Consider the following 13,273-nt stretch of genomic DNA (forward strand, 5'->3'; position numbering starts at 1 on the left):
TATATATAATTTTATGCCGGAAGGCCGTGCGTCATTCTGTGATTTCATATTTATATAAATATTATTTATAGCTGTCCACCAGGGAGTAAAAACCAAGGGCCTTTGTGATTTCCGCCACCGTCGCCTGCGCGGGTTTGTTGAGCGTGATCTCGACCGTCCTGGATTGTTTTGCGTATAAATCGAAACAGTTGTCCGACGCGGAATAATCCATCCCCGCGAGGTCAAACTGGAAGCAATGCTGAAACACATCCGAGGCAAAGGTGAGGGCGAACCGGTTGTCCGCGCCGCCGCGCTTGACCTGCACGCGAGTGTTTGCCTTTTGGAGCGGAATGAAACGCGGCGGGGCCAGGAACACCGTGTTTTCGCTCACACTCACACCATCGATAACCAGTGAGAGCCGGATGAGGAGGTTGTCGCGTCCGTAAGTTTGCATGGGCTTGCGCATGTCCAGCGTGTGCTGACGTTTTGATTCGCCGTAACGAAGCACCGCGTTTTTGTGTCCGCTGTCGAGCACGCGCCCGTCGATGTGATGCAACTCCCAGACGATGGTTGCGCCTTGTTTTTCGACGGCATCGCAAACCGTGTGGATATGCACCTTGTCAACCGTGGTGCGGCGGTAGTTCCCGTTGACCGTGTATTCATCGCCGGGCACATGCGCGGTCACGAGCGCGGGCGCGAAAAAGCGGCGGGCGTAATAGTGCAGCGTTTTCCAGTTTCCGGTGTATTCGATGGAACTCCACGACGCGACAGGCCAGCAGTCGTTGAGCTGCCAGTAAATCGTGCCCATGCAACGCGGTGTCAGCCGGCGATGATGCTCGACGGCGACCTGCATGCTGTATGCCTGGTTCAACTGCGAGAGATAGATGAGCGCATCCTGGTTTTTTGGGAAACGGTAGCGGCGCGAAACATAGTCGAGAATGATCTGGTTTCCCGCGCGGTTCTTCTGGTGGTTTTCGACGACGGGCCCGAAAACATTATTGTCGTCGGGCGTGCAATACGTCGCCTGCACTTTTGGCGAGCTGAAGCTTTGCATCCCGTATTCGGCCACAAAGCGGAATTTCCATTTCTCGTAATCCTTGACCGGATTGCGGCCGTGCCACACCGCCCAGTAGTGCGTGTCGCCGCGCTGCTCGCCGGCCTCGTCGCTGTTTCCATATTTCCAATCGCCGCGCCACTGCGAGGTCGGCCAGTAGTCGAACCCGCTTTCCTCGCGCACGACTTTCGGCAGCAGCTTGTGGAAAAGTTTTTCATACGGACGGCGGTATTTTGGCTTTTGAAGCGCGCCGTTAATTTGCGCCATTTCATTGTTGCCGCAAAAAAGCGCCACGCACGCGCGATGGTGCAGGCGGCGCACTTGATGGCGGGCCTCGGCCTCGACGTTTTTGAGAAACGGCGCGTCGCCGGGCGGCAGTGTGCAGGCGAACATAAAATCCTGCCAGACCATCAGGCCGAGCTCATCGCAAAGATCATAAAAATCCTCGCTCTCATAAATGCCGCCACCCCAGACACGAAGACAGTTGAAGTTTGCCGCAGCGGCCGCGCGCACATCACGCGCATAACGCTCGCGGTCAAGGCCGCCCACAAAACTGTCCGCCGGAATCCAGTTTGCGCCCTTCATGAAAACCGGCCTGCCATTGACGACAAAGCGGAACGACTCGCCCCACTGGTCGGGCTTGCGCTCAAGCGCGAGCGTGCGCAGCCCGATGCGCCGTTTCCATTCGCCGCGCGGCTCGCCGGTCGAGGAATGCGCGGTCACCGTCACATCGTATAGCGGCTGCGCGCCGAGGCCGGCGGGCCACCAAAGTTGCGGATCGGAAATGGGAACCTCGAAAGTGCCGCTCCCGGACATGGTTTCAGCCATCGTGATTTCGCGCCCATCAAGGCCGACCGACACCTTAAAGACGAGCCCTCGCTCGGCGCGCCGCATTTGCGGTTTAAAAACGAGCGAAACATCGCGCTTGGAATAGTGGGTTTGCGAAACACGCACATGCTCGATGCGGTTGCCCGACCACGCCTCGATGTAAATCGGCAGCCACACCCCGCACGTGACAAGGCGCGGACCCCAATCCCAGCCAAACTGGCACGGCTGCTTGCGCAGCAATGTGTGGCCGCCCACCGGATCGCTGAATTCCACCGGCGCCTTGAACCGCGACTGGTTTGCGCGAATGTATTTTAATGCGCTCGTGAAAACGACGCGCAGCTCATTGCGTCCCTTGCGCAAGAGCGGGGTGATGTCCCAGCGATAGCCGGTGAACATGTTGTCCGTGCGCCCCACCTCGCATCCGTTCAAAAACACGCGCGCCACGGTGTCCACGCCTTCCGCAACCAGCTCCCGCACCTCCTCGCGCAGGAGCGCATCGGTGGCGGTGAATTGCAGGCGATACTCCCAATCGCGCTCCTCGATCCACTGCAACTGCAATTCGTTCGTCCCCCAAAACGGGTCGGGAATGCGCTTTTGATTGAGCAAATCCTTGTGAACGCAACCCGGCACTGTTGCGGGAAGCCATTTCGGGGACTGACCGCATTCGCGGAACTGCCAAGAGGAACCGGTGAGTGATTGTTTTATCATAAGAAAGAAAAAGTTTTGCCAAGGGATCGCGAAAAACAGGGGGCTGCCTTCAGAAACATGAGGGCTTGGAGTGCAAGGGCAAGGCGAAGGGGATTGAGGTAGCCATGGGCACAAAAAATCCGCATGCAAGTCGCCCCGGCAACATGCCAGTGACTTGATCGTTAACCAAATCCCGCCCGATGCCGCCCGATGAAAGCCCGGGCTTTCAGGGCATGCGCGGGGAGGGAGCGCGCCGAAAAAACATTTAACGATCAAGTGAGCCTCCTGTTGCGGAAAGGCGGTTGCCGGGGAAACTTTCCCGCCGTAACTTTACCCGCTTGCACCCGAAACCCTGAAAATCACATCTGATCATGTCATTTGTCCATTCGCTCCGCTCCTGCCTGCCCGCTGTCGCACTCGCGCTAATCTGTTCCACGGCGCACGCGTTCACATTCGACTCGGAAAATGTTTTCTCCGCCAACTTCCGCGAAATGAAAAAAAGCGGAAACACCGCTTGGAAATGGGATTCATCCTCCAAGAGCATGAGGATATCGCCGGTTGCCTCCGGCGCGTATGCGCACGCCAAGTCCGCGGCGGATGCGTCGAAACCCGCCCAAACAACCTTCACTGTGTCGGAAGGCGAAACGCTGAGCGTGGAAATTGGCTTCTCGGCGGGCACGCCCCGCTCGTCACTTGGCATATATATAATCGATCCGAAAAATGAAAACAAAGGTTACCTCGCTCTCTATAATATAGACAACACCGGGAATGACGACCTGCTCCGTTTCGTAACAAACGCCGCGCCACTGACCAGCGGCGCGGGCGGCATTTCAAAGGCGAAAGGCTTCTCCGCCCCCGGCCTTGAGCTTGGGGAAAAAGCGACGCTTCGCTTCACTTACGGAATCAAGGACAAAAAAGGCGTCATGACGCTGGCCGTTTCAAACGGCGCCGGCGTGCAGGTGCATTCGGCGAGTTACAGAATGACCGAGGTCGGAAAACCGCTGACCACATTTGAAATCGGATTCCGATACGCGGCCCAAAACGGAAAAGGCGATTTTGTTATAAACAATTTCGACGCCTCCGTCGCCCGCTCCAAATAATATCATGACAACGCGTTTCAATTATATGAGAGCACATTCGGAAAATGCCGGCTTTGTTTTTGCGTTGATTGTCATCATTGCCGCCTTCATGTCACCCGTCCACGCGCGCGCGTCCAAGCTGGTGGACAATCTCAAGGCGGGAAAAGACCAAACCGTCGTTTGTTTCGGGACGAGCCTCACGGCCACGGGCCAGTGGGTTGCCGACTTGGGAAAATGGCTGAACACGCTCGATCCCGCGGGCAAGGCGCGCGCCACCGTCCACAAAAGCGGCCTTTCCGGGCAGGCCTCCCAGACGGGGCTCAACAACCTTCAAAGCAAGGTCATCAAATTCAATCCGAACACCGTCATCATAGAATTTGCGATAAACGACGCCTACGAAGGCCCGAACTATTCCCCCAAGCATCCCGACTACGGAATCACTGTGGAGAAGAGCAAGGCAAACCTCGCCGCCATGATTGAGCGGATTCAAAATGCCCTGCCCGGCGCTGAAATTATCATTCAAACCATGAACCCGGTTTGGAATTCGCCAAACGGCAGCGGCGTCTCGGCCACCTCGCGCCCCGGGCTCGCCGCCTATTACGAGGGATATGTGCAAGTGGCGAAAAAATATAATCTGCTCCTGGTCGATCATTATAAAAATTGGATAAAACTGCGCGAGGCCGATCCGGAATTATATAAAAAATATCTGCGCGACGGCACGCATCCCACACCCGAAGGCTCGTCGGCAATCACATTTCCGGAAATTAAAAAAGCGCTGACTGGATGCGCTTCTTTTGGTTGCCCGAACGATGAACCCTAAACACGAATCCATGAAGCTCCCCCTAAAAAAACCCGCCCTGCCCCGCGCCATCCTCGCGGCCCTTGCCGCATTCACGACAGCATCACTGCTTCACGCCGCCGGGCCGGCGAACCTTCTGCGCCCCGGCGATCATGTCGCCGTATGCGGTGATTCCATAACGGAGCAGAAACGTTATAGCATATACATGGAATTGTATTTGATGGCGTGCCAGCCAGCCGCGAACCTGGAGATGGTGCAGTTTGGCTGGAATGGCGACACCACGTGGGGATTCCTGGAGCGCATTCCGCAAAATGTCGGCCCGTTCGCCCCGCAGGTGGCGACCACGCTCTACGGCATGAACGACGGCGGGTATCTCGCGGCGGACAAGGCCGCGGACCGAATCCAGCGTTTTCGCACATCGCTCGAGGACATGGTCAAAAGTTTCAGGGAAATCGGCGTGCGCGAAATCATCATAGCCTCGCCGCCACCGGTCGATCCGGTCACCTTCAAGCGCAACACCCCCGAGGCTTACAACCCGACGCTTTCCATGCTTGGCGACATTGCCCGGGACGTCGCGGAGAAAAACAAAGTCCGGTTCGCCGACGTGAACGGCATCATGACCGACGCCATGAAACGAGCCAAGGCGGCAAAGGGATGGGATTATCAAGTCGCGGGAGACGACGGCGTGCACCCGGGATCGAACGGCCATCTCATCATCGCCTACACGCTGCTCAAGGCGCTCGGTTGCGATGGCACCATCGGCACGCTCACATGGGATTGCGCCACCGGGCGCGCGCAGACGACGGACGGCCATCGCATCCTTTCGAACACCCGCGCGGCTATCGAAATCGAATCGACGCGTTATCCGTATTGTTTCCCCGAGGATCCGCAAGAGCGCGCCCCGACCGCCCGCTCGATTCTCGACATCATCCCCTTCAACGAAGAACTCAACCGCCTCATGCTTGTCGTGAAAAACGCCCCCGCGCAAAAAATGCGCGTCACGTGGGGCGGGCATTCGCGCGTCTATTCCGCCGCGGAGTTGGAAAAGGGCATCAATCTCGCCGCTGATTTTTTGGACAATCCTTTTTGCGAAAACTTCGCCCGGGTAATCGCCGCCGCGCGCATTCAGCAAGATTACGAAACCGACGGCGTGCGCATCCTGCTCCATTCGCTCAACGCCTGGGCCAAACATTTCCCCGAAGAGGCAAGGCTGGACGCCCCCCGCCGCCGGATGGTTGTGCAAAAAGCCGCGGACTATTATGCCGCGACCAAATCGCTGCTCGCGCCGGTTAAACACACGTTGCGGATCTCACCCGTAAAATGATCACCGTATATTAATATGCCCGGAACTCTGCGTAACCACAATCGCGCGAGCCTGCTTGCGACTTTTTTCGCCTTGCTCGTTTGCATCGCCGGCATTGCGCGCGCGGAGATTGCGCTCGCGCCACTTTTTGCCGATCACGCCGTGCTCCAGCGCGACAAACCCGTGCCGGTATGGGGACGCGCGGATCCGGACGCGCAAGTCACCGTTTCGTTTCAAAAACAAACAGCCACCGCAATCGCGGAAGCCGACGGACGCTGGACCGCGTGGCTCAAACCGCTTTCCGCGTCAAGCGAACCGGAAGATATGATTGTCTCCGTATCGGACGGCGGCGGACGGCAAACCATCCGCGTGCGCGACATTCTCGTCGGCGAAGTCTGGCTCTGTTCGGGACAATCCAACATGGAATGGCCGGTAAAGCAGGCGCAAAACGCCGAGCGGGAAATCGCTTCCGCCAACAACCCGCTCATCCGCCACATCTCCATCAAACAGCGCGTCGCCAAAACGCCGATGGACACCGTCCCGACCGGCGGATGGAAATCCGCCTCGCCGGAAACCGCGGGCGATTTCACTGCCGCGGGTTATTTTTTTGCCCGCGAAATGCAACCGCGCCTCGGCGTGCCCGTCGGCCTCGTCAACAGCTCAATGGGCGGCGGCATCATCGAGGGCTGGATGCCCGACAAAACGCTTACGGACAATCCCGCCTTCGCCGTCATCACGCAACGCTGGCAACAAATACTCGACGAATATCCCGCAAAAAAAGCCGAATACGACGCGGAAATGCAACGACGCGCCAAGGCTGGGGCGCAACAAGAAGACAAATCCAAGCCCGTGTTCCCGCGCATCAATCCACCCATTGGACCCGGCCACAAATACACGCCGTCAGGACTTCACAACGGCTCCATCCATCCGCTCATCCCCTATGCCCTGCGCGGCGTGCTGTGGTATCAGGGCGAAATGAACGCCGGCCGGCCGGAGGAATATAATCCTTTGTTTTCGGCAATGATAAAACAATGGCGCGAGGATTTCGGACAGGGAAACATCCCGTTCCTATGGGTGCAGCTTCCCAATTTTAAATCCGGTGATCCGGCGGAAACCGACTGGGCGCGACTGCGCGAAGCGCAAACACAAACGCTTTCACTGCCGGCGACGGGACAGGCCGTGACAATCGACATCGGCGACGTCGAGGACATCCATCCCAAGAATAAACAGGACGTCGGACTCCGGCTCGCACTGCTCGCGCGCGCCCTGGTTTACGGCGAACCAGTCGAATGCACGGGACCGGTTTTCGATCGCGCGTCCCGCGAGGGCGCGGCAATGCGCGTGCATTTTTCCACGGGCGCGAAGGGACTTGTTTTGCGCAAACACTCCGCGACGGCCTTTCAACTCGCCGGGGCGGACAAGGAATTTCACCCCGCCGAGGCCCGCGTGGAAAACGATACCGTGATCGTGACATCAACCAAGGTCCCCGCGCCCGTCGCCGTGCGCTACGCCTGGTTCAACGCGCCGGAAGCCAGTCTCTACAACGCGGCCGCGCTTCCCGCCGGCCCATTCCGGAGCGACAACTGGTAGGCATCGCACAATATAACCGCATCCCGGATCTTGCGATTACAAGGCGTTCGGCAAAACAATCCCGCTGCTTTTTATGACACATCAAAAATCCGACGGCATGAATTACGCCCCGCAAGGCAAACCCGCGCCCGTGGTCAAGCCCGGCGAGTTCGCCTTCGCCGCCGCGCACCTCGACCACGGACACATTTACGGCCAGTGCAACGGTCTCATCGAGGCCGGCGCGGAACTGAAATGGGTTTACGATCCCGATCCGAAAAAAGTTGAGGCGTTTCAGCAAAAATACCCCGGCACGCACGTCGCCCGCTCGATCGACGAGATTCTGGATCAACCCGACATCAAGCTCGTCGCCGCCGCAGCGATCCCCAATCAACGCGGCCCCATCGGCATACGTGTCATGGACGCCGGCAAGGATTACTTCACGGACAAAACGCCCTTCACCACCCTGCCCCAACTCGACGACGCCAAGGTCGCCGTCGCGCGCACCGCCCGCAAATACATGGTGTATTTTAGCGAACGCCTGCATGTCGAATCCGCCACCTACGCAAGCGACCTCGTCCAATCAGGCGCCATTGGCCGCGTCATCCAAGTCATCGGGCTCGGGCCGCACCGCCTTAACAAACCGACGCGCCCCGCGTGGTTTTTCAAAAAAGAGCAATACGGCGGAATCCTTTGCGACATCGGCAGCCATCAATACGAGCAATTTCTCCATTACACCGGGGCGACCGATGCCAGCGTTGTCCAAGCCAGCGTCGCCAACTATAACAATCCAGACACTCCCGAGCTTGAGGACTTCGGCCAGTCAACACTCATCGGAAACAACGGCGCGACAAACTACATTCGCGTCGACTGGTTCACCCCCGACGGCCTCGGCACCTGGGGCGACGGGCGCACGATCATCCTCGGCACAAAAGGTTACATTGAATTGCGCAAATACATAGACGTCGCCCGCGACAAGACCGGCGACCATGTATATTTGGTGGACGACAAGGGAGAGCACCACATCAACGTCGCCGGCAAGGCAGGCTATCGTTTCTTCGGCCAGCTCATACTCGACTGCCTAAACCGCACCGAAAACGCTATGACCCAAGCCCACGCATTCAAGGCCGCCGAGCTTTGCCTGAAGGCGCAGGCGGTCGCCGAAAAAATCGAGTGATTATTTATAATCTGCAATTTGATGTATATTATAAAAATAATATTATATCCAAGCTGTTCAAGGTAGGGCGAACCCTCCGGGTGAGCCGAGTCCATGAACGGCTCACCCGGAGGGTTCGCCCTACCAAAATCCAAATGCCGAAGGGCATGGGATGCTATTTTTTATTCACTGGAAACCGCAGCAGCCGGCGCGTTCCGATGTCGGCGATGTAGAGCCATTCGATGCCGCCGGCATCCTTGAATGTGGCAACGCCAGCGGGTTGGTTGAGGGCAAAATGAGTGTCCGTCCCCGTGAATGGACGGTCGGCAAAACTGCCGTATGCCTGTTTCAGCTTTCCTGTCGCGGCATCGAAGCGCAGCAACTGGTGGCGGGTGGGATCACTCACCCAAAGGTTGCCGGAACCGTCGGCAGTGACACCAAGCGGGCAGCGCAAGTCGGTGTAGCCGGGAGGCGCGGCGCGCTGGCGGCGCGTTTCCCACAGGATTTCGCCCGCGGGTGAAATTCGCCAAAGCGCGCGCGCATGGCCGCCGGCAACGATAATATCGCCGTTCGCCAGCACATGCAGGCCAAGCTCGCCGGAGCCGGTGTCGAGTTTGCCGAAATCGACGAGCACTTGCGGTGCGGCGTCCGATGCGGGATTCCAACGGCAAAGGGCGTGCGTATCCGGCTTCTTGGGATCGCCGCTTGGATTGGCGCCGAGAACGAGAATGTTGCCGGCGTCATCAAATGCGAGATCGGCGGCAACATAGCCCGCGCCGGCGGCGAGCGGCTTGCCGTTGTTCAGGTATTCCGGCGAAGCCCATCCGGCGCCACCGGGGTTTTTAGCGCAGCGATACACATTCACACCGCACGCCGAGCCGTTCCAATGCGAGGCGAGGTAGAGGTCGCCGTTTTTGGCAAATGCGAACGCCTCGAATGCCTGCCGAGATTTTTTGAAGGATGCCGGCGGATCAAAAACAACCTCGGGCACCCCACCGGGCGGCGTCATGCGCATGAGTTTGTTGTGCGCGATGTAATAAAGCGCGCCATCGCGGGACTTGAGCTGCGTGAATCCTCCAAGGCTGCGGCCCCCGTCGGTCGCGGTGATTTTTTTCGCAAGCTCTGCGACATTTTTCGGCAGCGGTTTGGCGGCGGGCATGGTGAGCGGCTCGCCATAGGCGGTCTTTCTTGCGCGCCCGCTCACGGGATCGAGAAGCGAGATCTGCGCCCCTTGTTTTATGAGAAGAAGCGGGGCCGCATTTGTATCCGTTGTATAAATACGGACCGCCTCGACGGGATCGGCATTCGGTCGCGGAAGCGCGGGATGCTGCACGAGGCCGGCCTCGAAAGCATGGGGGGCGAACACCGTCAGGTCGCGTTTCCATTTGCCTGTCGATCCGTCATAAGCGGAAAGCCCTTCGGGCACGGCCACCCAGAGCGTGCCGGTTGCCTCGTCAAACGCCATGTCGCGCGCATCGCGAACCGCGCCCGGATGACCGTCGAGCACGGTTTGCAATGAACGCGGCGGAGCATCGGTAAAGTTTGGAACACCCGGCTGTTCGCTGCGATTGAGAACACCGGGAATGTAACGCCCGCTGGTGTATTCGAATCGAGTGGCGGCGAGGCGGGTAAGCTGGCCTCGCGCGGTCCAATAACGTCCTTCCTCGAATGCGGCGACCGCGGTGTCGAGTTGTGCGATTGCCTCCCGCGCATCAACGGACGACGCTTCGGGGACGATGCGCCTCGCGGCGATATCCTCGCGCATGCGACGCGCGCCCTCAATTTGCGGACGCAGTTTTTCAACGTAGTCCGCCGGTGTCTCGAAGCGGCAACCCACAAGCGCCGCGCCAGTCATGCGATAGGCGCGCAACATAAACGGCTCAAGCACGACCCGGAGCGCGGAGTTTGCTGTTTGCAGTTTGTGATCATCGGCGGCCGTGCGAACATCGGGGGCCTTGCCATCAAGCGCGAAGGTCGCGGTCACGGGAACCGGGAGGCGGTTGACCGCGTAGAACCAAACGGTGCCGTCGTTCGCGCGATGGTGCCACACGGCCACGGGATCGACCGCGCCGGGAAGTCGCTCGAAGCGCGCATTGGGAATCGCGCGATACTCGCGAAGGAAGGGCCGCACAATTTCAGGCGTGCCGAACATGCAGCCGTTGCCCCCGGTCATGATCAGCGACGGATCCTGATCGGCGAGCATCAGTGAATACAGTTCAAGTTCGTTGGCCGTGGTCGGAAGGCAGGCGTCGAAAGCGGCGACTCCCTTGCGCGCGCCGAACGGCTCCCATCCGAAGTGTCTGTTCACCTCGAAATAGCGCCCGGTGAACGCGGCGGTGCGCGAGTCTAAATTGATTTTTTTGATGTCCGCCGCCCAAAGCGGATCGGAAGCGTCGGCATCGGCAAGGGGCGTGGAATAACGGCGCCCGTAAGGAATGCTCGCGATGAAGCGGATGCCGGGTTCGTCCGAGTAGCGCGGTTCGTCGATTCCCTGCTCGCGCATCTGGCCTATGAGATCGCGCGAATAAACCGCGCCGGGATCCTGACGGTAATACGTGATGACGAGATCGGCGTCGGCGCGAGCCTGGCGTATGCGGTCGCGAAGTTTTTGGTGAAATGCAAACAGGCGGTCGCAGCGCCACGAGAGCCAGCGCTCGCGAGCCTCCGCGTCCCCGCGCACGAGAAACGTGTAACGCTTCCGAAAACGATCCGGCGATTGCGTGTCGGCGGCGGTCGGAACGGCAACGCCAGTTTCCCTCGCAAACTCGCCGATGGTCCAGTCGTCGTAACCCCAGTCGAGCCCGGGCAGCGCACCCCAGGCTTGAAACTGCCATGTGAACATGAGGCGGGTTGCTATGCCGGCAAAGGCGGGGCTGTCGCCAAGCATGTCGGCAACTTCACCGACTATGTCGGCATACATTTGCTGCACGCGGGGATGAAGCGGGTTGTAAACAAAATCCTCCCACGCGCACTTGAGCTGACCGTCGCGATTGCGAAGCACGATGTCGCGCGCCTCTGGTGTCATGAACTCGACGCCGCCGGGCGCGGTTTTGTCGAGCTTCAAGCCCATGACGCGACGGTCGAACCAAGTCTGCCCGGTCGGGAAAAGCTCGGGAATGATGCGGCAGCCATGCCGCTCGGCCACGAGGGCCGCGAGCCGGGTTTCATTGAGCTGCACGGACGCATATCCGTCCATGATGCGCGTCGGATAATGGATGCCCTGATAAATGTTGACGGTCGGAAACATGAGGTTCGCGCCAAGGTGATTGAGCGTCTGCGCGTAGCGCTCGAGCGTCTTGAGATGCTCGGAAGGGCTCTGCTTTTCACCGCCGAAGAAACGAAGCCAGCGGCCGTTTTCCTCGAACCAGTATCCGAATTCCCGTCCGCGATTCGACCCGGGGGGCGCGGGAGGAAGCGGTGTATCCACAATGTCAATACGTATGCGGGATGCGGCGGCCTTGAGCCCGGGCACAAGGTTGACGACGGCGATGACGAGATCCTTTGTCCGGAGCGGATAGAAGAACGCCTCGTGCGTAAGCATGCGCCCGGTGACCGGATAACGGTCCCCCGTTTCTATGCCGCCCGTGTTGATGACACCGGTGGCGTTGGCGGCGGACATGGTGTTGTCGGTGACCCAAAAGCCCATGGTGCGGCGGTCATTGTCGGGATAATCGACGCGGAGCCGGTAGAGGCGCCCCGCCTCGGGAATATCGAACTTGTAGGAAAAGCCGTCGGTGCCCCACGCAGGCACGGCGCCGTGTCCGGTGCTTTCGCGATAACGCCCGGCCGGCGAATCAACCAAGATCGCCGGGCCCGCCTTTTCAAAATACTGACCGGGCTCGGGCGCGCTCGCGCAGTCGATGTCGATGATCGTGCGATAGGACGTGTCACCCGAAGCCCCCGTGGCATACGCGGGGCGGTTCGCCGTGTCGATTGCGATGAAAAGCCCCGCCTTCAGATCGGCGGGCCGCAGGAGTTTTTTTGTCTTGGGATCGCGGGCAACGACACGAAAGACACCTTGGCGGGGAAACGAAATGGCGACGGTTTTGACAACCGGTTCATCCGTGGCTGGAAATTGGATGCGTCCGAGAAAAACGGGCTTCGCCTTGGCCGCGGGCGCGGGAACACCCGATGCATCGGCCGCGGCGTCGCTGGTTTCATCAATGGCGACGATCTCGTATGCGAGCGGAACCAAGGGCGCCCCGCCCTCGATCCTCAACGTGACAGGCTCATTGGCACGAACGACGTTTTGCTCCGACGGACGCGAGGCCTCGGCAACAGTCACGGGAATGACAACACGCGCATTGCCCGCGAGCGAGCGAGGATCGGACGGGCGCAATTCCCAGGAGTCCGGAAGCTCGTGATACCAGATGGTGCGCCGAAGACGGAGCGTGTGTTTGCCCGGCGCAAGATGGAGATTCTTTTCCTTAAACCACGACGTGCGACGATCGTATTTTTTTCCGGCCTCGACATCGGCTGCGACAGACGAGGAAAGCCAGCTCACGGGCCGGCCGTCGAGCCAGACTTCGCGGGTCCATTCGAGCGGCATTCCCCGCAACCAGAGCTCGTGCCACCCGCCCGGCGCGGCCACTTCGAAATCGTATTCAAGCCAGCCGGCGATGCCCGTCATAGTGCCCGCGGCGCGCTGCGCGTCGGCATCCACACCGGTGGCCCATCCGAGGTCGGAGCGGTCCGCGCTCCAACCCGCGCGACGGATAACATCGCCGCCAAACGCGGCGGACGACGCCGAAACACAGAGGAGAAACAGGGGAAGTGCAAGGTGCGTGAGTCTTGTCATTGGTTAAAAATAAATGAGGAGGTT

General features: G+C 59.4%; 7 protein-coding genes. 5 read left to right on the forward strand and 2 right to left on the reverse strand.

Annotated features, from left to right (window positions below; translation table 11 throughout):
* Positions 1 to 61: 61 nt before the first annotated feature.
* Positions 62 to 2,569 carry a beta-mannosidase gene (locus CKA38_RS01610; protein ID WP_108823936.1) on the reverse strand — a complete coding sequence of 836 codons (2,508 nt, stop codon included), beginning with the start codon at positions 2,567 to 2,569 and terminating at the stop codon, positions 62 to 64.
* 350 nt (positions 2,570 to 2,919) lie between these two features.
* Here CKA38_RS01610 and CKA38_RS01615 point away from each other — a divergent pair, with 350 nt between their 5' ends.
* The 5 genes from CKA38_RS01615 (at position 2,920) to CKA38_RS01635 (ending at position 8,472) form a co-directional block, all read left to right on the forward strand.
* Positions 2,920 to 3,648, forward strand: a complete 729-nt coding sequence (locus tag CKA38_RS01615; protein WP_108823937.1) for a hypothetical protein — start codon at positions 2,920 to 2,922, stop codon at positions 3,646 to 3,648.
* A 25-nt stretch (positions 3,649 to 3,673) separates the two neighbouring features.
* The gene (locus tag CKA38_RS01620) at positions 3,674 to 4,447 is read left to right on the forward strand and encodes an SGNH/GDSL hydrolase family protein (protein ID WP_161554656.1); all 774 of its coding nucleotides are present in this window, start codon (positions 3,674 to 3,676) and stop codon (positions 4,445 to 4,447) included.
* Between the two features lie 10 nt (positions 4,448 to 4,457).
* Positions 4,458 to 5,750: an SGNH/GDSL hydrolase family protein gene (locus CKA38_RS01625; protein WP_161554657.1), complete on the forward strand. Its 1,293-nt coding sequence runs from the start codon at positions 4,458 to 4,460 to the stop codon at positions 5,748 to 5,750.
* Between the two features lie 72 nt (positions 5,751 to 5,822).
* Positions 5,823 to 7,319: a sialate O-acetylesterase gene (locus tag CKA38_RS01630; RefSeq protein WP_236919097.1), complete on the forward strand. Its 1,497-nt coding sequence runs from the start codon at positions 5,823 to 5,825 to the stop codon at positions 7,317 to 7,319.
* Between the two features lie 73 nt (positions 7,320 to 7,392).
* On the forward strand, positions 7,393 to 8,472 hold the full coding sequence (locus CKA38_RS01635) for a Gfo/Idh/MocA family protein (RefSeq protein ID WP_108823941.1): 1,080 nt from the start codon (positions 7,393 to 7,395) through the stop codon (positions 8,470 to 8,472).
* Between the two features lie 154 nt (positions 8,473 to 8,626).
* On the opposite strand, the gene CKA38_RS01640 is transcribed toward CKA38_RS01635, so the two are convergent.
* Positions 8,627 to 13,249 carry an NHL repeat-containing protein gene (locus tag CKA38_RS01640; RefSeq protein ID WP_108823942.1) on the reverse strand — a complete coding sequence of 1,541 codons (4,623 nt, stop codon included), beginning with the start codon at positions 13,247 to 13,249 and terminating at the stop codon, positions 8,627 to 8,629.
* Positions 13,250 to 13,273: the final 24 nt, after the last annotated feature.

The sequence above is a fragment of the Ereboglobus luteus genome (assembly GCF_003096195.1).
Taxonomy (GTDB): domain Bacteria; phylum Verrucomicrobiota; class Verrucomicrobiia; order Opitutales; family Opitutaceae; genus Ereboglobus; species Ereboglobus luteus.